Below are 20,483 nucleotides of genomic sequence, written 5' to 3' on the forward strand. Positions count from 1 at the left end.
CATGCCCAGCGCTCACACCACCTGCCCCGACTGCGGCTCGCCCGCCCCCCAGACGGACCAGTCCTTCTGCGACTCCTGCGGAGCCTTCCTGCGCTGGGACCGGCCGGTGCCCACCGGGGATCAGGGGGGTACGACCCCCGCGGCCCCGCCGGCGCCCGGGACCCCCGCCACGAACGTCCCGCAATCCGCCGCCGGCACCCCGGACCACACCGGCCGGTCCGGCGACACCACGCCTCCCACGACACCCCCCGCTGCCGCTCCCGCCCCGGCGCCCGCCACCGGGCACTCCGGCGGCGCCGCCCCGGCCGCCGCCCCGAAGCCGGACGCCAACGGCGAACCGACCGCCCCGCTCCCCTCCACCGCCCCGAACCACGAGGCCACGAGCGGGCCCCGGCCGGGCACGGACGGCCACGCCGGTCAAGCCGGCCAGGACAGCGGGGAAAACCGGCCCGGTCAGGCCGCCCCCCGCCCGGCCGGCGAGCGAGGCATCTCCGAAACGGGAATCCGCGCCCTCCTCGTCCCCGTACCGGGCGCCACCGCCACCCCGCCTCCCGAGGCGCCCGGCAGCGTTCTGCCGGGCCGTCCCGACGCGTCCCGGCCCCGGGTCCGCACCCCGGAGGCAGCCCCTCAGCCCGAGAACGGCGCACCGTGCCGGAGCTGCGGAGTGCTCAACACGCCGGGCCGGCACTTCTGCCGGAGCTGCGCCCTCCCCCTCGTCGAGACCACGCGCGAGGCCGCCGAAGGCCCGTACGCCGGGCAGCGGCCGCGCCTGGACCGCGGCCGCGCCAAGTGGATCGGCCGGGCAGTGGTGGCGGCGGTGATCGCGGGCGTCGTGGTCGGGGGGATCATCGGTGGTCCGCCCGCCGCACAGGCCGTGCAGGACCACTTCGCCAAGCGCGTCCCGGTGCCCGCCGCCCTCTGGAAGGCCTCGCACTCCGGCCCCGGCCACGACGTGAAGCTCGCGTTCGACGGCTACTCCAACACCTGGTGGGGCACCGGCTATGTGGGCAACTCCAACGGCCAGTACCTGGAGGCCGCCTTCGGCCAGCCCACCGACCTCCTCAACATCCTGATCACCCCCGGCGCCTCGGCACGCACCCCGCAGGCCGCCGACCCGGCCCGCCCGCACGAGTTCGATCTGATCGTGACCGACTCCGCGGGCAAGCGGCACCTCTCGCACGCCCGGATCAATGACGGCGGGGTCCAGAAAATCGATGTGGCGGTACGGAACGCGATGACCGTACGACTGGTGCTGCACTCCGCCTACGGCATCGGGGAGGACAAGCAGGTAGCCATCGCCGCCCTGGAGTTCTTCGGACGGTCGATGAACTAGTCGATGAACTAGTCGATGTACTAGTTGACAGGGACGGGCCGGAGGGGCTCGGGGCTGCTGCGGGGGTGGTGCGTACTCCTCCCCCGCAACGGCCGGCCGGGCAAGCGGGCATGCGGCGGCCACGCGCGGTCACGACCGGGACGGCCGCCCTGCCGACTCGAAGGTGCGGGCGGGTGGCGTCGTCCGGTGTCCAGAAGACCGTCGGCGTCCCCGGTTGTGGTCAGGAGCAGGGCTTGTAGAAGTGCTTCCAGCCGTCGACGGGCATGGCCGGCGGCTCCGACGTGGTCCCGAACTCGCCGTACTTCACCTGAAGGTCGTAGTCGTAGTTCCCCGGACCGCTGCGCGGATTCGTCAGGCGCACGTCCCGGTCCAGCGTCCCGTCACCGGCGTTGTTGCGGATCGCCAGGTCCGGGTACGCGTCGCCGCCGTAGTTGGCGATCCGCAGCTGCTGCGCCTCGCCGTGGTCGCCGATGTCGAGGTGCCGGGACTTGGCGGAGCTCAGATTCGTCCGCTTGAGCGGCCCGGGGCGGTAGTCCGCGACGCGCGCCGTCGAGGGGTCGTCCCCGTCGGCGGGTGTGACGAGGTTGACGACCATGTCCAGTGTGCCGTCCCGCTGGAAGTCGGCGACCGCGGCGGTCGCGACCTCCCCCTTCTTCGCGCCGAGAAGGGCGCTGACGGCCTGCTTGGGGCCGAACGAGCCGTTCGCGGCCCCCCACTGGATCGTCATCTTGATACCGGTGAGGCCGGGGTTGCTGATCTTGTCCCGGTGACCGTCGCCGTCGAGATCGCCGAGCAGCGTGGTGGCATCGGCCAGGCACGGGGCCGTCGTCGCGGCGGCCTTGCCGGACGGCGCCGCGCCGGCCGCATGGGCCGGGAAGCCGGCGACAGTCAGGGGCAGAGCGACAGCCGCGACCGGCACGGCGATCAGACGTAAGCGCTTGTGCAGCATCTTCAACTCCTCATGTGGATGCTGCGCGGTGAGATGCCGTCAGCTCCAGGCACGTTGATGCCCGGATCGCCGTATTACACAACCGTGACGTGCGAACGGGGCGTCGCCGCCCGGACGAGGCCCGCGACGGCTCGGGACCGGCTGTGCGGCGGCCAGGCGATCACCGTCGTGACCATCGGCGCATCCACCACCGGTACGGCGGCGAGATCCTCGCGTAGTTGGGTCCGGCACGACTCGGGCGCGATCCAGCAGGTGCGGCCGAGCGCGATCAGCTGGAACAACTGCGCATGGTCCCGGGCCTGCGGGCCGGGGCCGTCCGGGTAGGTACCGTCGCGGCGGGGCCAGCGCGGCAGCGGCAGGTCGGCCAGTGCGGCGACTTCGGCCGTGTGCACATGGGTCCGTGCGGTGAGGAGATGCCCGGCCGGCAGAATCACCACCTGCCCCTCCGTGCGGAGCTCTTCGGTGTCGAAGCCGGCCGTGGCGTCGAACGGCAGGTGCAGCAGAGCCACATCGGCCCGCCCGTCGCGCAGCATGCGTTCCTGCTCGCCGATGCCGCACAGGAGCAGATCGACGGTGACCGCATCGGGTTCGGCTGCGTAGGTGGCAAGCAGATTCGCCAGCAGATCGCTGGACGCCCCGGCCTTCGTGGCCAGGACCACGCCGGGCCGGCCGGTTGCGGCGAGCGCGGCGCGACGGGTGCGGCGTTCGGCGGCCTCGACCGCATCGAGCGCCGCCCGGGCCTCCCGCAGGAGCACCGCCCCGGCCTCCGTCAGAGTGACCGCCCGGCTGGTGCGTTGCAGCAACGCTGCCCCGAGACGCCGTTCGAGCTGACCGATCGCCCGCGACAGCGGGGGCTGCGCGATCCCGAGCCGTTGCGCGGCCCGGCCGAAGTGCAGCTCCTCGGCGACGGCGACGAAGTACCGCAACTCCCTTGTCTCCACGCCGATATGGTACCGCCGCCACCTGGATCGATACCCACGCGGTATCGCTGCCCACCCAGTCGGTGTTGGCCGGCTCCCGCCAGGCCCGGACATGATCAGTCGCATGAGCGAACAAACCATCGCGCTGGTGACCGGCGCGAACAAGGGAATCGGATACGAGATCGCGGCCGGGCTCGGCACCTTGGGCTGGCGGGTCGGGGTCGGCGCCCGGGACGAGGAACGGCGCGAGACCGCCGTGGCGAAGCTGCGGGCGGCCGGCGTCGACGCGTTCGGGGTGCCGCTCGACGTGACCGACGACGCCAGCGTGGCCGACGCGGCCCGGCTGATCGAGGACGGCGCCGGACGTCTCGACGTGCTCGTCAACAACGCCGGGATCACCGGCGATGGGCCGCAGATGCCGACCACGGTCGATGTGGCGACGGTGCGGGCGGCCGTGGAGACCAACGTGATCGGCGTCATCCGCGTCACCAACGCGATGCTGCCGCTGCTGCGCCGCTCGTCGTCACCACGGCTCGTGAACATGTCCAGCGGCGTCGGCTCCCTCACCCGCCAGACCACTCCCGGCACCGAAACGGGCCCGATCTCCGCCGCGTACGCGCCGTCGAAGACGTTCCTCAACGCCGTCACCGTCCAGTACGCCAAGGAGCTCAGCGACACCAACATCCTGATCAACGCCGCCTGCCCCGGCTACTGCGCGACCGACCTCAACGACTTCCGCGGCTTCCGCACCCCGGAACAAGGCGCCGCGATCGCCCTCCACCTCGCGACCCTGCCCGACGACGGCCCGACCGGCAGCTTCTTCGACGACGCGGGAGAGGTGCCGTGGTGACCCGGGTGCCGGCGCACAGACGGCTCCCAAGAGCCCATTCGATGCCGGGCGGTGAGGATCTCAGCGTCGGTAGGCGGTGATCGCGGTCTGGACGAACGAGCGGATCAGTGGATTCGTGTCGCCCTCGTTCCATGCCGCGACCACGCGGCTCGGCGGCATGTCGGTCAGCGGCACGACGGTGAGCCCCGCGGCCGGCTCGTGGTTCAGGAGGGTCATGCCGACCGTGCCGTTCCAGAGCACGGCTTGCTGACATTCCTGGACGGCGCGCACCACCGGGCCCTCGCGGGGTTCCCCGCCGTTCCAGTACGACTGCCAGCGGGGGTCGGTGCCCTCCGGAAACCGGAACCAGCGGCGATCGGCCAGGTCGGCCAGCTGCACGCTGCCGTGGCGGGCCAGCGGGTCGTCGGCGCGCAGCAGCGCTCCCACCGGGTCGGCGCGCAGCGCGCGCACGGTCAGGGCGGTCTCGTCGAAGGGGCCACGGGTCAGGGCGACGTCGACCAGTCCGGCGTGCAGCCCGCAGGTGGGATCGGTCAGGTCGGCCTCGCGGATGCGGACCTCAACGCGCGGATGCAGCCGGCGGTAGGCGCCGGCCAGTCGGGCCGCGCCCGGGTCGGTGCTGTCGCCCAGCATGCCGACGGTGAGGGTCGCGGCGCCGGCCGCCGCGGCCACCCGTACCCGTACCCGGTCGGCCTGGTCGAGCAGGGAGCGCGCCTCATCGAGCAGCACCGCCCCCACCGGCGTCAGCGTGACACCGGCGGACGACCGGTCGAACAGCGCGGCGCCCACCTCGGTCTCCAGCTGCTTGATCGCCCGGCTCAGCGGTGGCTGGCTCATGTGCAGCCGGGCGGCGGCCCGGCCGAAGTGGAGTTCCTCGGCGACCGCGACGAAGTAGCGCAGCGTGCGTAGCTCCATGCTGCAACGATACCCATTCGGTATCGACTGCACGGGATGGGTCTTGGACTGTCGCGTCGCCCCGGCAGTGGAATCGGAGCATGACTGACAAACCGAAGACCAGTGAGCCGATGCCCGAACCCGCCGTATCGCCGATGCCCGAACCCGCAGTATCGGTGGTCGGTCCCGGCGACGGCGAGACGATCCTCCTGGGCACCACGCGCATGCGGGTCCTGGAGGACGGCAGCAACACCGGGCACCGTCTCGGCCTCGCCGAGTCCGTCCTCGCGCCGCATACCCCCGGACCGCCCCAGCACCGCCACGCCCAGCACGACGAGGGCTTCTACATCATCTCCGGCACCGTGCGGTTCACGGTCGGCGACGACAACTACGACGCGACCGCGGGCACCTTCGTGATGGTCCCGCCCGGGGCCCCGCACACCTTCGCCAACGCGACCGACCAGCCGGCCGTCATGCTGAGCATCCTCACGCCGGACCTGTACCTGCAGTACTTCCGTGACCTGGAGGCGATGTTCGCCGGCGGCAAGGCGCCGACGCCCCAGGCGAATATCCAGGTGATGAGCCGTTACGCCACCGAGCCCGCCACCGACTTCGCCTAGCGGCCGGACCGTCCGCACCGCCCCCGGCCGGCCGCACCGCCCCGGCCGTCTGTCCGTCACCGGATCCGGCCGGCCGCGCTCAATCCGTGGGCCAACGGGGCGCAGGCGTCGGGGGGGTCGCCTGGTCGACCGGGTCGCCGTCCGAGCTACGGCATCCGCGTCGCGTCGGCGTGCGGCGTGGCGTTGGCGCGGGCGGCGGTGCGGCGGCCTCCGGCCAGCAGCAGGATGCAGGCGAGCAGGAAGAGCGGCCAGGGCGTGGTGATGAGGATGACGGCGTCCACCACGCCCAAGATCCCCAGCGACCACGCGATGAACGACGGTGGAGTGATGCCGCGTCGGTCCAGCCACAGGACGATCAGGCCGACCACGAGGAGCGGCGGGCCGAAGCTCTCCAGAGACAGCCAGAGGGCGCTGTTGGCCGGGCTCATATCGGAGAAGCCTTCGTGCCACAGCGCCCCGCTGAACCACTCCCCCGCGTAGCGTGCTGCCCCCTCCAGCGTTGACGCGAGCAGCGCGAGCCGGCGTGGGCAAGGCGGCGATCTACCGGCGCCACGCCACCAAACAAGAGATGATCTTTGACGTTCTGCTGCCGGATCAGTTCCTGGCCGTGGCACCCGACCTCGGATCGCTCCGCGCCGACCTGGCCGCCATACTCGCCGAGATCGCGGACAGCTTGACCCTTCCACCACAGGGGACGGTCCCCGGCCTGCTGGCCGATGTCCACGCCGACCCCGCACTGGGCGACCGGTTCAACGAGAAATACCTCGGAGCCCAGCTCCAGACCCTCACAGAGGTCCTGGACCGCGCCACCGCACGCGGCGAACTCACCACCCGCCCCGACCCGGCCACCCTCAACGCCCTGCTCGTCGGCCCCGTCTTCGCCTGGCTCTTCCTACTGTCCGAATCCCCCGGCCAACTCCCCACCCTGACGGCCACACTTCTCGACGCAACACTCGCCCTCATCAGCCCGGACCTCCCGGCACCCGAGACGAATCCGGCAGCGAACTCGTGACGTGATACAGCTCCTTGAGGACATAGGGCATTCGGGTTGATGCGGCGTTCCAGGGTCATCCGTCAAAAGTCGCACCAGGTTCTCCGACCTGAGGCCTAGTCGAGCTCAACCGGTGGAGGGACGCCCGGTAGCTCCGCTGCGTGGGATCTTGATGGCGTACAGGACTGCCATGGGCCAGAAGCGGGGGGGCACAAATGCAGCCGCTTTGGTGTGTCACAGAAGCCATGCGGGCCGTCCCGGGCATTTCCGCCTGGCGTAGAGGACAGTTCATAAAGCCGGCGGGCTGTTTATGCGGGCGAATTCGGTGCGTTGCGCGTGCCGTGCGGTGCACGGTCTTGGGTCGCGCGCCCATTCCATGCGGTGTTCATGGTGCGGTCCAGCTGTCTGTTGCGGCGGGCCGTCACGACCGCGCAGCCCGCCGCTGAAATCTGTCACAGAGATCGGTCGCCGCGAGGGCCGTTCACCCGTTCACTCACGGTCGCTCTCGGGCCGCGACCATGTCACGACGCTGCCGCCTCCCATGCGTTTCCCGCAGATCACGGACGTCGGGACGTGGTGCTGCGCTCTTCTCAACGACCCGACATACACCCGATACATATCTGACATATAGGGGTGAGCATGGAAGCCCGTATCAGCGGTCTTGTGGGTCGTGAGGCCGAGACGGCGGAAGTGAGGAGGCTTGTGGAGGCCGCCGTGGCGGGCGCCGGGCAGAGTGCCTTCATCGTCGGGGAGGCCGGTCTGGGCAAGACCTCCGTGCTGGAGGAGGGCATGGGGACGGCGCGGCGACTGGGGATGCGGGCGCGGAGCGGGGCGGCGCAGGACAGGGAGCGGCAGCTGCCCTTTGCCGCGATCGCCGGCTGCCTGGGGGCGGACGCGGCGTCCAGCGATGGTCTTCGCTCCCGTGTCGCCGAGATCGTGCAGGGACACGAACGGCGCGGGATACCGGGGGCGCTGGGCGGTGGGGGCGAGGCGGACTTCGCCGGTATGGAGGCGCTGCTGGGTCTGGTGGAAGAGCTGTGTGCCCGCGAACCCCTGGCGCTTTTCTTCGACAACCTTCAGTGGGCCGACCCGGCGAGCCTGGAGGTGGTACGCCGGTTGATGCGTTCAGTACATCAACTCCCGCTGCTCCTTGTCGGGGCCTATCGGCCGGACCACCTGTGTGAGGTCGACCGGCTGGTGCGTGGGGCGGCGCTCGGGCGGCACACCGTGCTGGAGTTGGCGCCGCTGAGTCCGTTCGCCGCATCGGCCCTGCTGACCGAGCAGTGCGGCGGTGCGCCCGGTCCACGGCTGTGGTCCATGGCTCAGGGCGCGGCGGGAAACCCCATGTACCTCACGGAGCTGGCCGCTGCCTTGCTGCGTGAAAAGGCGATCGAGGTACACGACGGAGTCGCGGAGTCCCTCTGCGACCTTCCTGTCCCGCCGCTGAAGACACTGATCACCCATCGATTGCGTCATCTGCGCGACGACGTGCTCCAGGCGCTCCGTGTCGCCGCGGTGCTGGGAGCCGACTGCACGGTGACCGACCTCGCGGCAGTCCTGGACAGGCCGGCGCACGAGGTGCTCAGCATCGTCAGCGAGGCAGCAGGGTCCGGCATCCTGTGTGAGGTCGGCAGCCACCTGGTCTTCCGCCATGCACTCGTACGGCACGCCCTGTACGAGGCCCTGCCGGGCTCGACGCGTGCCATGCTGCACCTCAGGGCGGCACAGGTCCTCGCCGGTACCGGTGCGACTCCCGAACGAGTCGCCGGGCATCTGCTCGCCGAGGCACCCGAGGCGGGCGGCTTCCTGACGTCCTGGCTGATGGAATCGGCCGCCGCGCTCACCAGCCGGGCCCCCGCCCTGGTCATCCGGCTGACCGACAGGGCTCTGGCGCTGACGGGGCCCGGTGATCCGCGCCGGGGAGGTCTCCAACGGCACCGTGCCCTCGCCCAGTTGACCCTGGGGGAGCTGGCAGCCGCCGAGGAAACCGCTCGCTGCGCGCTGCTCGAACCGGGTGCCGCCGAGTGGGAGTGGGCGCTGCGCTGGATCGTTGTGCAGGCCGCCTTCTACCGCGGCCGGCCGGACCTGGCGCTGGCCGAAGCCCAGGCCGTACAGGGCAGCGAGGGGGTTCCGGCGACCGAGTCGACGCGGTTTCGGGCCGTCAGCGCCATGTGCCTGTTGTCGCTGGGCAGGCGCCGGGAAGCCGAGAGGGTGGCAGAGGCGGCTCACCGCGAAGCGCGTGGCGACGCCCCGACGCTGGCCAATGCCCTGCATGTGCTGTCCGGCGCACGCTTCCTCGAAGCACCCGGACCCGAAGCACTGGAACTGGCCCAACAGGCCATCCGGTTCGCCGCGCGCTCCTACCACCCCGCAGAGCGCTTCCGGTTGCAGCTCACCCTGGCCAGCGGCTATACCGAGCTCGACCGAGGGCCGGAGGCGCAGCGCACGCTGGCAGCTGTCCATGAGGCCACGGAGCGAGCGGGCGGGATGTTCCTGCCCTGGTACCACTTGGCGAGTGCGCTCCTCGCGTTCAACACCGGCCGCTGGGACGACGCCCTCACCGAAGTCGAGGCCGGGCTCGACCCGGGCGAGCACTTCGCGATGAGCCGGGCCCTGCGCTCGGTGGCGGCGCTGATCGCCGTCCACCGAGGGCAGCGAAGTGACGCCGCAGCCCACCTGACCGCCGTGGACGCGGCGTCCGACACCGGAACGGTCGCCTGGTTCTACGAGCATCTGCCGCTGTGCGCCCGCGCCCTCGCCGACGAGGCCGGCGGCGCTTCCGAGCAGGCCTACAGCCGGCTTGCGCACGCCTTCGACAACGGCATCGGCCATCTGCCCAGCCGACGTATCCTCGGCTTTCTGACCCCTGATCTCGTCCGGCTCGCGCTGTCCCGGGGCGAGACCGCGGAAGCCCAGCGCTTCACCGCCGCTGCCCGGGCTCGTGCCGACCACAGCGCCGTGCCGCACCACATCGGCGACGCCTACCGCTGCCAAGGGCTGCTCGACCAGGACCCGGACCTGCTCCTGGAGGCGGCGCGCTGCTACCACGAGGCGCCCAGACCCCTGAGCGAGGCACACGCCCACACCGACGCGGCGGAGCTGCTGGCCGGCCGCCGACATCCGGCACAAGCCCGCGTGGTGCTCGATCAGGCGCTGGCGATCTACACGCGCCTGGGCGCCGACTGGGACGCGGCCCGCGCCGCCGCCCGTTTGCGTGCCGTCGCCGTACACCGCGGCGTACGGGGCACGCGCAGCGGTCACCGGCATGGCTGGGATGCGCTCACCGAAACCGAACGCATCGTCGCGAGCCATGTCGCGGGCGGCCGCTCCAACCCCGAGATCGCCACCCTGATGTCCATCTCCCGACGCACCGTCAGCACCCATGTCTCGCACATTCTCAAGAAGCTGACGCTCGCCTCGCGGGTCGAAATAGCCGCCGAATTCATCCGCCGCACCAGCCAGGGGAGATGACGCCCGGGAGGCGTCACGGCCCCTGGCTCCCGCAGTGCGAACATGGAGGCCTTTCGCTCGGGGCCGGGTGCATCATGGATCCGGACGCCCGAGGGGACCGAACAAAAGAGCGGACTGGTACGTGACACACATTCTGGTCATCGGTGGCGGGATCGCCGGTACGGCGACCGCGCTGGCCTTGCACAAGGCGGGATTCGACGTCACCGTGCACGAGGCGCACCCCGACACAGCCGAGGACATAGGGGCGTTCCTGACCCTGGCGAGCAACGGGATGCGCGCACTCGCGGAGCTCGATGCCTCGGATGTGGTCACCGCGCTCGGTTTCCCGCTGCGCTCCATGCGGGTGCTCGACGCCCGGGGCAGCGAGATGGCTCAGGTGCCGCTGGGTGAAGCCGACGACGCGCTGCTGCGGTACCGGTGCCTGCGCCGGGGCGAGTTGAGCGCCGCTCTCCAGGCGGAGGCCGTGCGTCGGGGAATCGGGCTCTCGCACGGTGCGCGGCTGGTGTCCGTCGAGAACGGCCCGGACGAGGTGACCGCGCGATTCGCCGACGGCGGCGTCGCGACCGGTGATCTTCTCGTCGGCGCGGACGGTCTGAGCTCGACCGTCCGACAGTCGATCGCGCCCGGCGTGGAGCCCGTCTACGCGGGGCAGAGCGTCTTCTACGGCTACACGCGCAGCGCCCCGGTGGCGGAGGACACCGGCCACATCACCATGGTGCGGGGCAGCTCCGCCGCCTTCGGCTACGCGGTCTCGCCGGACGGGGAGGCGTACTGGTTCGCCCGCGTCGGCGGGGAGGCCGTCCCCGCCGACGCACTCGCACACCCCACGCCGTCCCGCTGGCGGGAGCAACTCGTCGCGCTGCTGAGCAAGGACGCCACCCCCGCCGCGGGCATCGTCGCGGCCTCCACCGACGACATCATGGCCACCAACGCCACCGAACTGCCGCCCGGCACCCCCTGGCGTTCCGGCCGGACGCTGATCATCGGCGATGCGGCGCACGCGGCCTCACCAGCGACGGGGCAAGGGGCCTCGATGGCACTGGAGGACGCCGTCATCCTCGCCAAGTCCCTACGGGACACCCCCGACCCGGACAGCGCACTCTCCCTCTACGAGGCGTGCCGCCGCCCCCGCGTGGAGCACAACATCACCGCCAGCGGAGAGATCTCCCGCGGCACCCGCGCCCCGTCCCGCACCGGCGGAGGACCGCCCCCGCCACGCCCCGGCGACGACACTCTCGCCGCCCAGCTGGACTGGAACCGCGATCTGAACGCCGTCACCGGCGCCGTGGACTGAGCAGCGGGACGATCAGTCCACCGGGTTCGCGATCCGTACGCAGTCAACGACCCGGCTGGGCACCCGCGTTCACGTCGTCACCGGAGAGCGCTACCCACGCCGCTGCCTGTTCCTGGAGGGCCTGGATCAGGGTGCTGACCTGAGGGTGGTTGCGGCGGTGGATCGTGGCAACGCCGAGGTGCCGGCTCGGAGTCGGCGGCGTGATCGGGATGGTGCGTAGTCCCGGGATCGGCGGGGTCAGTGCGATCGAAGGGACCAGTGAGATCCCCGTGCCCGCGGCGACGAGGGAGCGGGCGAAGAAGTAGTCGGTCGTGGTGCCGCGCACCTCGGGGGCGAAGCCGGCGTGTTCGGCGTAGCGGCGGAGGTAGGACTCGGTCTTGTGGCAGCCGAGTACCCAGGGCTCGGCGGCCAGTTCGGTGATATCGAGCGCTGTGCGGCCGGCCAGGGGGTGCGTCTCGGGCAGGACGACGTGCAGGGGGTCATCCATGAGTGCCGTCCACGCCAGGCTGGAGCTCTGGCCAGGTTGGCTGGGCAGCGGGCCGTCGAAGTGGTAGGCGAGGGCGAGGTCTACGGCGCCCTGGCGGACCAGCGGCAGGCTGTTTTCGGGCTCGGCCTCCCGCACGTGGACCACGGTGTCGGGATGGGCGGTGGTGAGGCGGGCGAGTGCGCCGGGCAGCAGGAGCCTGCCGCCGCTGGTGAAGGTGGCGATGGTGAGCTGGGTGCGGCCGCTGCCGAGCCGGTCGACCTGCTGCTGGGCGTGGGCGAGTTCCGCGGCGACCGACTCGGCGGCCCCGACCATGATCCGGCCGGCCGGGGTGAGGGTGACTCCGCGAGTGCTGCGCGCCACGACCTGGGCGCCGAGGCTGCGTTCCAGGGCGGCGATGTGCTGGGAGATGGCGGAGGGGGTGAGGTGGAGGGCCTGCGCCGCCCGGTTGAAGCTGCCGTGTTCCGCCACCGTCCGCAGGACCCGCAGCCGCTGCACATCGATCAACAGTATTCCTTAATGCGTATCCAGTAAGTGGGCACTTCTGCTGATGACTTTAGGTGTCCAGGATGGGGCGCATGCCCAAGATCTGTGTGATCGGCGGAAGCCGATATGTCGGCAAGCTCCTGGTGAAGCGCCTTCAGACGGCCGACCACCAGGTCACGGTGATCAACCGCGGCTCGACCCGGACACCCGCCGGGATCGCGCACCTCGCCGTCGACCGCAACGACGAAGCCGCCCTGACCGCCGCGCTCGGCTCGGCCACCTTCGACGTGGTCATCGACCAGATCTGCTACACCCCGGTGCAGGCCGCGATCGCCGCCCGTACCTTCAGCGGCCGCACCCGGCGCTACGTCGTGACGTCCACGATCGAGGTCTACGACCCGGCAACCGCCGCGCCGGCCACCGTCCCGCACGGCACGCCGGTGCCGGAGGAGATCGTGGACCCGGCCACCTGGCTGGTGGCCACGGACCTGCCCTGGCACGACGCGGCATACCTTCCAACGCACTACGCCGAAGGCAAGCGCCAGGCCGAAGCCCTCGACGCCACCGCCGCCCCCACCGCCTGAGGAACACACCCACCATGCAATACCGCACTATCGGAAACACCACCGTCAGCGCCGTCGGCCTGGGTGCCATGCCGCTGTCCATCGAGCACCGCCCGGACGAACGACAGGCGATCGCCACCCTGCACGCCGCCCTGGACGCCGGGGTCACGCTCATCGACACCGCCGACAGCTATCACTGGCACGCGGGGGAAGCCGGTCACAACGAATTTCTCGTCGCGCGCGCCCTGGCCCGCTACGGCCGGGACACCTCTCACGTCCTCGTCGCCACGAAGGGCGGCCGCGGCCGTCCCGGCGACGGCAGCTGGACCGTCACCGCCTCCCCCGCCCACCTCAAGCACGCCGCCGAAGCATCCCGTAAACGCCTGGGAGTTGAGGCCATCGGCCTGTACCAGTTGCACAAGCCGGACCCGTCCGTGCCCTGGGCGGAGTCCGTGGGCGCGCTGCGCGAGCTGCTCGACGCCGGCACCATCCGCGCCGCCGGGATCTCCAACGTCACCACCGGCCAAATCCGCCAGGCCCACGCGATCCTCGGCGACGACCTCGTCTCCGTGCAGAACCAGTACTCGCCCGCCGTACGCGACAGCGAACCCGAACTGCGGCTGAGTACGCAGCTGGGGCTGGCCTTCCTGCCCTGGAGCCCGCTGGGCGGCATCTCCCGCAGCTCCCTCGACGGACCGTCCGGCCCGACCTCTGCGAGCACCGCCTTCCACCGCATCGCGGCCGAACACGGCGCCGGCCCACAACAGATCGCCCTGGCCTGGCTGCTGACCCGTTCCCCCACGGTGATCCCGGTACCGGGCGCCAGCCGCCCGGCCTCCATCCAAAGCTCCGCCAGGGCTGTGGAGATCGAGCTCAGCGCGGAGGAGCAGACACAGCTGGAAGACGCCCTGCCACTGTCCGGCTGAGCGGGCCCACTCGCCGGCCGACATCGCAATGCCGGCTGCCGTCTCCCAGCAGACCGTCTGCAAGCACTTCACCGGCCTGCTGCTCTGGATCCCCGCAGGCCATACCACCGAGGTCTGCGGAGACCGTCGGGCCGCAGTCCGCGTTGCCCACTCGACGAGGGCCTGGGTCCCTACCGCTTGACGTGGCGCTCACCGCCCGGCCTCCGCGAGCGAGTTCAGGGTGGTGGTGAAGCGCGAGCCAGGAGGGCAGCAGGCGGCGACCGCGGCGGCGTCGGCGGCGGTGTCCACATCACGCAGCACCGGCAGGTCGCTCACGCTCAGCCCCGCCTCGGCAAGGCGGCGCCGCTGGATCGCCCCGGTGCGGTCGGTGGACATCGGCACGCCTCGTACGAGGGCCGCGGCGTGCGCCGGGTCGGCGAAACCCAGCGCCCAGAATCCGCCGTCCGCGGCCGGCCCGAACCAGGCATCGGTGCTGTCCCGGCCGACCCCCGCAAGGAGGTCCGCGGTCAGTTGGGGGGTATCCATCCCGATCAGGACGGCCGGTCCGCGGTCACAGTGGCCGAAGGCGGCCGCGATCCGCTCGTCCAGGCCGCCGGCGCCCTGGGCCATGAGGTCGAAGCCGGGCGGCAGCCAGGGGCCGGGAACACCGTCGAGAACGAGGACTCGGCGCCGGACGGGGACCTTGAGCACCGTGTGCAGGGTGTCGGCGAGGGCTGCCTCGGCCAGAGCGGCCGCCTCCTGGGGCGTGTAGGGCGGGGTGAGTCGCGTCATGACCCGCCCCGGCACGGGTTCCTTGGCGATGACCAACACCGTCGCCGGAAGCCGGGCGCTCATCGTCCGGTTCCTGGGGTGGTCGCCGCGGACACCGGGTCGGTGACGGGCCGCTCGGCGAGGACAGCACGCATGTCCCGTACCGCATGCCAGGTGCCCCGCCAGGTACCGGTGACCTTCGAGCGGCCCGTGCGCGGGCGATACGGCACATCCGTCTCCGCCACCCGCCAGCCTGCGTCGGCGGCACGGACCACCATCTGCAGCGGGTAGCCGGAGCGCCGGTCGGTCAGGTCCAGAGCGAGCAGCGACTGACGGCGGGCGGCGCGCATCGGGCCCAGGTCGTGCAGCCGCAGTCCGGTACGCCGGCGGATCAGACGGGCCAGCTCCAGGTTGGCCAGGCGGGCGTGCAGTGGCCAGGCGCGGCGCGTAACGGGCCTGCGGCGGCCCAGTACGAGGTCGGCGGAACCGTCGAGGACGGGCCCGCCGACAGCAGGCAGAAGTGCGGGGTCGAGGGAGGCGTCGCAGTCGCAGAAGCAGACGATGTCGGCCGTGGCGGCGGTCAGGCCCGCGTGGCAGGCGGCGCCGAAGCCGCGCCGCGGTTCGTGTACGACATGCGCCCCGAGGGCGCGGGCGATGTCCGGCGAGTTGTCGACGGAGCCGTTGTCGACGACGATCGCGCGCCAGCCCGAGGGGATTCGGCCCAGCACCCACGGCAGGGCCTCGGCCTCGTCGAGGCAGGGCAGCACCACGTCCACAGGAGCAGCCGAGGAAGGGGATGTCTCGATCACGCCACCCACCCTACGGAGACAAAAGGAGCAAATGGGAATTAGAGGTCTCATGAATCGCTGACATCCTCGGCTGCGCGAGAGATCGAGGAGGACCCGGGCAGCCCCCCGCCTGATCAGCCGGCTCGCAGCGAGGCCGCCGCGAACTCCGCCATTCCCTCCGCGAACGCGACCTCCGGCTTCCAGCCCAGTTCGTCGCGCATTGGTGGCGGCATAGACGTTGCGCGGATCAAGCGGGGCGTCCTCGGCCACCAGGCCGGGGGCGAGCGGCTCACCGCACCTCGGGCAGGATAGCTCGAAGCGTCCCACCTCCAAGTCGGCCACCTTGCGCGGCTCCGGCCGTACGACACCGTGCCCCGGGCACTCGTAGCGCCCCTCTCCGTAGACCACCATCGAACTCGCCAGCACCAGACGCCGTACCCCGGCCTCGGCCATGCCGGCCGGCAACACCGCGGTGCCCAGGTCGTTGCAGCCCACGTAGGCGGGGGCGTCGGCGAAGTCCTTGCCGAGCCCGACCATCGCCGCCTGATGGCAGACGGCATCCACACCCCACAGGGCCTCGGCCACGGCCTTGGCGTCGCGGCCGCAAGGTGCGGACCGAGCGGGCCCATGACCTGCGCGGGCCGCAATCCGCCGAGCCCACCGGCTCTCCCCACCGGTCTGTTCGGCTGTCGGGGTGGACGTCGGCGACCGGTCGTGCCGCTGCGGCCGGCCCGGCCGCCGGGCCCCCACGATGGGCAGCGTTGCGTCACCGTGGACGAGGATTCCCGGGGCGGCATCCCCGCCTACGGCAATGAGCGCACCACCTGGAACGAAGGCTGCCGCCACGACTACGAAAACCCCCGAACACCGCTGGCCGGGCCGAGCCGCCCATACTGCGAACGATGTGATCCGCTGTGTCGAACCGTAAGGTCAGCGAACGGTCAGCCGTCCCCGCCGACGGTGACGCGGTGACGATGAGTGCGCGGAAGCGGGAGTGCCGACGCGATGTGTGGGCAGTGGTGGCCGCGGTCGTGCTGATCGCGCTGGCGGTGGTCATCGGACGACTCCTCAACAGGACCGTTTACGGTTCGGAGGGGGTTCTGCGGCTGGGGTGGCCGCCGCTGTATGCGTGGTGGCTGCCGCATATCGGCCCGGGGACGCCGGCCGCTCTCGCCGTCGCCGCGCTCGTGGTGGTCTACGGTCCGACGACTGCGCGGCGCCTGTCGTGGCGGGTGCTGGTGCCGGCCGTCTGGGGCGCGGCAATGGCATGGACGTGGTCGCTGGCGCTCGTGGACGGTTGGGGGCGCGGGATCGCCGAGCGGCTGACCACCGGTCTGGAGTACCTGCGGTCGGTGAACGGCGTGCACGACGTGCCCGCTTTCCTGCGGGACTTCACGAACCACATCCTGGTGGGCTCGCCGCACATCTGGCCGGCGCATGTGGCCGGTCACCCGCCCGGCGCACTGCTGACGTTCGTCGGCCTGGACCGTATCGGGTTGGGCGGCGGCGCCTGGGCGGCAGCCTGGTGCATCACCGTCGGGTCGTCGTTCGCAGCCGCGGTCGTGGTGGCCGTGCGGGCGCTGTGTGGTGAGCAACTGGCCCGGCAAGCAGCGCCGTTCCTGGTGCTGGCCCCGGCGGCGGTGTGGATCGGTGTCAGTGCCGACGGCTACTTCGCCGGTGTCTCCGCCTGGGCGGTTGCGCTGCTCGCGCTGGCGGCCACTCGCACCACACGCCTGCCCGGCCTCGCTGCTCTGGGTGCCGGTCTGCTCGTGGGGCTTGCCTGGTACCTCTCCTACGGCCTGACGGTCCTCGTCGTGCTCGGTGCCGCCGTCCTCCTCCTCGCCCGGTCAGCCCGCCCCCTTCCGTTGGTGCTCCTGGGAGTGCTGCTGTGGGTGGCGGCCTTCACCGCCGCCGGGTTCTGGTGGCTCGACGGCTACACGACCCTCGTCGAGCGTTACTACCAGGGCGCCGCCAAGGTACGCCCGTACGGCTACTTCATCTGGGCCAACCTCGCCGCCCAGGTGCTGACAGTGGGCCTGGCCACGGTCGCGGGTCTGTGCCGAGCCGCCGGACCTCTGCGGCCGGCCGTGCGGGGGATGCGGCGTAGGCCACCGGCCGGGCGTGGTGCGCTGTCGGTGCTGATCGCCGCGGCGTTGTGCATGATGCTGCTCGCGGATCTGTCCGGAATGAGCAAGGCAGAGACCGAACGGATCTGGCTGACCTTCGCGGTCTGGCTGCTCCCCGCCTGCGCGCTGCTCCCACGCCGGGCTCATGCTCGGTGGCTGGCCGCACAGGCCGTCCTCGCCCTCCTCGTCAACCATCTGTTGCTGACCGGCTGGTGACCGCCGCAGGCCTGGGTCCGGGGCCGGGAGCCGCCATCCAGGAACGCAGCGCCCGCTGCTGCGACTTCCCTCAGCCTTGAGGCCGCGTGGGTGCCGGGCGAGAGCCGGCGGACCGCTTCAGTTCGAGGAAGTGACGGTCGCCGACCGACCAGTGTTCGCCCGGCTGCCACCCGGTGGCCGCTGCCGTGCGACGCAACGCGGCCACACCGACACGGGCCCAGGGGAAGGGCGTTCCACGGCGGCCACGGCCGTCGTCGAACTGCACATGCAACCGTTCGTGGACGTCATGAGCGGCCGCCTCCACCAGCAACAGGCCCCCACGGGGAGACACCAGGCTCCCGATCCGCACCAGCAAGGCCGGCGGGTCACCGCCGATCCCGATGTTGCCGTCCATGAGCAACGCCGTATTCCAGAGCCCTTCACCAGGAAGTCGTTCGAAGACAGATCGGCACAGCGCCGCGCCTCCGGTGTCGGCGGTCCGCGCGACGGCGGCATGGTTGATGTCGATGCCGAGCACGAGGTGGCCGAGCGCCCGGAGGGCGCTGACCAAGCGCCCCGGTCCGCAACCGATGTCGAGGACGGCCCCCTTGCACCGCCGCAGGACGCTCATGTCGGCGGGGTCCGGAGCGGCACACCAGCGGTCCACCTCTGACGACAGAACTCCACCGTCCATACGGCGTATGTAGAGCGGACCGCGGCCGTCCTGCAATGCGTGCGCATACGGGTCCTCGTGCCGGGGGCCGGAGCCCAGCGGCTGCTCCGGCGCATGCTCCTCGGTGCTCACCGGACAGGTGCCTTCGCGTTGAGGAGCCGATGGTGCTGGGTGGCGCCGGTGGTCTCCGTGGGCATCGGGACGCCCAACAGCAGCCTGGGATCCGGTTCGGTCAGGCCGACGGCCCGGAAGCCCGGGGCGGGTTGCTCGGCCAGGACGGTCGGTGTGATTCGTTCAGGTGCGCGAGGCATCGGGATTTCCCTATCGGCCCTTTCTCGGAACTGGCGGCCTTGGTTACGCCTGGTGTCGGCCGGGCGCCTTGGGAGGGGCTTCGTGCGCTCTCGGCCGGGGCGCATGCGCACGCCACATGGTGACCAGCAAACACACTGCGGAGGCTGCGAAGAGGGCAGCCGTGATCAGCAGCCAGCGGCCCCAGAACACTTCGGCCGATAGGCCGGTGTACGAGGTGAAGCCCGGGACCCGGTTCAGGATGAGCGGATACCAGACGAGGAGCAGCAGGAGAGCCACGAAAGCGGGCACGCGGAGGTAGTTGATCCGGCCTGTCAGCGAGTGCGAGCGGTCCGTCGCGTCCCTGCTGCGCCGGAAGACGCATTGCACCACTCGGTCGGTGACGGTGTAGAGGGGGAGAAAGACCACGTCGTGCAGGAGCGCGGCGCCCACGAACCAGAGGACGACCCCGAGCGTGTCTCCCTTCAGCAACCGGAGTCCCGCATAGACGGCCAGGGCGAAGGAGCACAGCACGAGCAAGAGGTGCAGGGGGGATGCGCCGTAGCGAGTGCGGAAGCCCTTCATTGTGCTGCTCCGAAGGTGAGGCGAGTGACCCATTTGGTGTTGTGCACACCGGGGTTGGCCGGGACGATGATCCGCGCCGGATAGCCGTGATCCGGGGAGAGGTCCGCGCCATTGACCCGCAGGGCGAGCAGTGACCTGGGGTCACGCACCTGGTTGTCACGCAGATGCGTGGAGCTGAAGGCTCCTCCGCGCTGGGCAGACTCGACGAACACGCCCGGCGGGCTCTGCCGCAGTCCGACCAGGGCTGCCAGGTCGGCCAGCCGCACACCGCTCCAGTCCAGATCGTCGGTGGACCAGCCCTCCACGCAGGCGATCGGCAGGGCTGCCGTGTGCTGCGGCAGCGCCAGAACCTGCGCACGGGTGAAGATCCGCTCCCGGCCGGGGCCGCGTACGACCAGGCGCCAGGCAGGCCCGATGTCGCGGGCGCGGATGCCTACCTCCGCCGCGGTCTTGTTGATCTGAAAGCCATTGGGGCCAGTTCCCGGGTCCTGCCCGTGCGGTGCCAGCAGCGCGGTCTTGCGCAGGGCCCCGCCGATGCTCTGCCCGGCCGTCACGACGAGCAGTGCCAGCGAGCCGGCGCCCACCAGGCCGAGCGCGCCACGCCGTGACATCGTGGGCGGCGCGGGGTCGGGGGTCACCAGGCCGGTGTCATCCGCCGCTTCGGGTGTCGTGCGGGCTGCGGGGGTACGCAGGACGCTGCGGAAGCGACGGCTGCGCAGCGCCCTTGCCATGGTGGGAATCCGGAAGGCGACATGGACGACGAAGGCGCCGATGAAGACCCAGGCGCCGTAGAAGTGCAGGGTGTAGAAGGACCCGGGGAAGATGTAGTGGAGCTGGATGTTGAGCACGCCGGTGACGAATTCGAACAGCACCCCGCCCACGAGCAGCAGCAACGAGAGCCGCTCCAGCGCATGACTCAGTGAACGCACCGGCGGCCAGGTGAACAGCTTGGGGACGACCGACCAGAGCTTTGCCAGCAGGACCGGGATCAGCACGAGGCCCAGCGTCACGTGGATTCCCTGGGTGAGGCGGTAGAGCCAGTACGGGCTGGTCGGCCAGGAGAACAGATAGAAGCCGAGCCAGCCCTTTTCCGGCGTCTTGTCGTTGCCCGGTGCCAGATTCGGGTTGTACGCGGCGTAGGACAGCAGTCCGGTCACGAACAGCACGGTGATGCCGACCAGGAGAATCAGCCCGAAAACCGACGTCAGCCACGGCCCCCGCAGCGGACTGCGCCAGAACCCCGGCCGCGTGGGCCCCGGCGGCGGACTGTTCAGCAGTGCGGCGAGGCGCCGGCGACGAC

Annotated in this window: 20 protein-coding genes and 1 pseudogene; 9 read left to right on the forward strand and 12 right to left on the reverse strand. The window is 71.2% G+C overall.

Annotation, left to right across the window (positions count from 1 at the left end):
* Position 1: 1 nt before the first annotated feature.
* Positions 2–1,333 (forward strand): NADase-type glycan-binding domain-containing protein, encoded by a 1,332-nt coding sequence (locus tag CP981_RS06255; RefSeq protein ID WP_085926538.1) that lies wholly within the window; start codon positions 2–4, stop codon positions 1,331–1,333.
* Positions 1,334–1,553: 220 nt separating this feature from the next.
* Here the strand turns inward: CP981_RS06255 and CP981_RS06260 are convergent, their stop codons facing one another.
* Both CP981_RS06260 and CP981_RS06265 read right to left on the reverse strand, forming a co-directional pair.
* The gene (locus CP981_RS06260; protein WP_085926537.1) at positions 1,554–2,282 is read right to left on the reverse strand and encodes an FG-GAP repeat domain-containing protein; all 729 of its coding nucleotides are present in this window, start codon (positions 2,280–2,282) and stop codon (positions 1,554–1,556) included.
* Positions 2,283–2,356: 74 nt separating this feature from the next.
* On the reverse strand, positions 2,357–3,223 hold the full coding sequence (locus CP981_RS06265) for a LysR family transcriptional regulator (protein ID WP_085926536.1): 867 nt from the start codon (positions 3,221–3,223) through the stop codon (positions 2,357–2,359).
* Between the two features lie 103 nt (positions 3,224–3,326).
* Between CP981_RS06265 and CP981_RS06270 the strand changes: the two genes are divergently transcribed.
* Positions 3,327–4,052, forward strand: coding sequence for an SDR family oxidoreductase (locus CP981_RS06270; protein WP_085926535.1), 726 nt, complete (start codon positions 3,327–3,329; stop codon positions 4,050–4,052).
* 60 nt (positions 4,053–4,112) lie between these two features.
* On the opposite strand, the gene CP981_RS06275 is transcribed toward CP981_RS06270, so the two are convergent.
* The gene (locus CP981_RS06275) at positions 4,113–4,964 is read right to left on the reverse strand and encodes a LysR family transcriptional regulator (protein WP_208852903.1); all 852 of its coding nucleotides are present in this window, start codon (positions 4,962–4,964) and stop codon (positions 4,113–4,115) included.
* A gap of 80 nt (positions 4,965–5,044) precedes the next feature.
* Between CP981_RS06275 and CP981_RS06280 the strand changes: the two genes are divergently transcribed.
* A complete protein-coding gene (locus CP981_RS06280; RefSeq protein WP_085926534.1) occupies positions 5,045–5,563 on the forward strand; it encodes a cupin domain-containing protein in 519 nt (172 codons plus the stop codon).
* Positions 5,564–5,709: 146 nt separating this feature from the next.
* Here CP981_RS06280 and CP981_RS06285 read toward each other — a convergent pair whose 3' ends face one another.
* Entirely contained in the window at positions 5,710–5,991 is a 282-nt protein-coding gene (locus tag CP981_RS06285; protein ID WP_244329577.1) for a hypothetical protein, read from the reverse strand.
* A gap of 140 nt (positions 5,992–6,131) precedes the next feature.
* Here CP981_RS06285 and CP981_RS06290 point away from each other — a divergent pair, with 140 nt between their 5' ends.
* The 3 genes from CP981_RS06290 (at position 6,132) to CP981_RS06300 (ending at position 11,319) form a co-directional block, all read left to right on the forward strand.
* Positions 6,132–6,575: a TetR-like C-terminal domain-containing protein gene (locus CP981_RS06290; RefSeq protein ID WP_143658984.1), complete on the forward strand. Its 444-nt coding sequence runs from the start codon at positions 6,132–6,134 to the stop codon at positions 6,573–6,575.
* Positions 6,576–7,193: 618 nt separating this feature from the next.
* Positions 7,194–10,025, forward strand: coding sequence for a helix-turn-helix transcriptional regulator (locus CP981_RS06295; RefSeq protein WP_085926532.1), 2,832 nt, complete (start codon positions 7,194–7,196; stop codon positions 10,023–10,025).
* A 121-nt stretch (positions 10,026–10,146) separates the two neighbouring features.
* The gene (locus CP981_RS06300) at positions 10,147–11,319 is read left to right on the forward strand and encodes an FAD-dependent oxidoreductase (protein WP_085926531.1); all 1,173 of its coding nucleotides are present in this window, start codon (positions 10,147–10,149) and stop codon (positions 11,317–11,319) included.
* Positions 11,320–11,362: 43 nt separating this feature from the next.
* Here the strand turns inward: CP981_RS06300 and CP981_RS06305 are convergent, their stop codons facing one another.
* Positions 11,363–12,310, reverse strand: coding sequence for a LysR family transcriptional regulator (locus CP981_RS06305; protein WP_085926530.1), 948 nt, complete (start codon positions 12,308–12,310; stop codon positions 11,363–11,365).
* Positions 12,311–12,381: 71 nt separating this feature from the next.
* Between CP981_RS06305 and CP981_RS06310 the strand changes: the two genes are divergently transcribed.
* Both CP981_RS06310 and CP981_RS06315 read left to right on the forward strand, forming a co-directional pair.
* Complete coding sequence (locus tag CP981_RS06310; RefSeq protein WP_085926529.1) at positions 12,382–12,873, forward strand: NAD-dependent epimerase/dehydratase family protein; 492 nt, start codon at positions 12,382–12,384, stop codon at positions 12,871–12,873.
* 14 nt (positions 12,874–12,887) lie between these two features.
* Positions 12,888–13,778, forward strand: a complete 891-nt coding sequence (locus tag CP981_RS06315) for an aldo/keto reductase (RefSeq protein ID WP_085926528.1) — start codon at positions 12,888–12,890, stop codon at positions 13,776–13,778.
* Between the two features lie 189 nt (positions 13,779–13,967).
* On the opposite strand, the gene CP981_RS06320 is transcribed toward CP981_RS06315, so the two are convergent.
* From CP981_RS06320 to CP981_RS38485, 3 genes and pseudogenes are all read right to left on the reverse strand, one after another.
* Positions 13,968–14,612 carry a TIGR04282 family arsenosugar biosynthesis glycosyltransferase gene (locus tag CP981_RS06320; RefSeq protein WP_085926527.1) on the reverse strand — a complete coding sequence of 215 codons (645 nt, stop codon included), beginning with the start codon at positions 14,610–14,612 and terminating at the stop codon, positions 13,968–13,970.
* Positions 14,609–15,337 (reverse strand): glycosyltransferase family 2 protein, encoded by a 729-nt coding sequence (locus tag CP981_RS06325; RefSeq protein ID WP_208852904.1) that lies wholly within the window; start codon positions 15,335–15,337, stop codon positions 14,609–14,611. The genes CP981_RS06320 and CP981_RS06325 overlap by 4 nt, the downstream gene beginning before the upstream one ends.
* 153 nt (positions 15,338–15,490) lie before the next feature.
* Positions 15,491–15,949, reverse strand: a pseudogene (locus CP981_RS38485) (NAD-dependent epimerase/dehydratase family protein); the annotation flags it as partial.
* Between the two features lie 341 nt (positions 15,950–16,290).
* Between CP981_RS38485 and CP981_RS06340 the strand changes: the two are divergent.
* The gene (locus CP981_RS06340; RefSeq protein ID WP_085926550.1) at positions 16,291–17,658 is read left to right on the forward strand and encodes a hypothetical protein; all 1,368 of its coding nucleotides are present in this window, start codon (positions 16,291–16,293) and stop codon (positions 17,656–17,658) included.
* A gap of 70 nt (positions 17,659–17,728) precedes the next feature.
* Here CP981_RS06340 and CP981_RS06345 read toward each other — a convergent pair whose 3' ends face one another.
* From CP981_RS06345 to CP981_RS06360, 4 genes are read right to left on the reverse strand one after another with little or no spacing between them, the layout of a single operon-like run.
* Positions 17,729–18,442, reverse strand: a complete 714-nt coding sequence (locus CP981_RS06345) for a methyltransferase domain-containing protein (protein ID WP_244329579.1) — start codon at positions 18,440–18,442, stop codon at positions 17,729–17,731.
* Positions 18,439–18,621, reverse strand: a complete 183-nt coding sequence (locus tag CP981_RS39345; RefSeq protein ID WP_085926526.1) for a hypothetical protein — start codon at positions 18,619–18,621, stop codon at positions 18,439–18,441. The genes CP981_RS06345 and CP981_RS39345 overlap by 4 nt, the downstream gene beginning before the upstream one ends.
* Before the next feature lie 43 nt (positions 18,622–18,664).
* Complete coding sequence (locus CP981_RS06355) at positions 18,665–19,183, reverse strand: hypothetical protein (RefSeq protein ID WP_085926525.1); 519 nt, start codon at positions 19,181–19,183, stop codon at positions 18,665–18,667.
* On the reverse strand, positions 19,180–20,460 hold the full coding sequence (locus tag CP981_RS06360) for a molybdopterin-dependent oxidoreductase (RefSeq protein ID WP_085926548.1): 1,281 nt from the start codon (positions 20,458–20,460) through the stop codon (positions 19,180–19,182). Before CP981_RS06360 ends, CP981_RS06355 begins: the two co-directional genes overlap by 4 nt.
* Positions 20,461–20,483 lie beyond the last annotated feature (23 nt).

It is taken from the genome of Streptomyces platensis (assembly GCF_008704855.1).
Taxonomy (GTDB): domain Bacteria; phylum Actinomycetota; class Actinomycetes; order Streptomycetales; family Streptomycetaceae; genus Streptomyces; species Streptomyces platensis.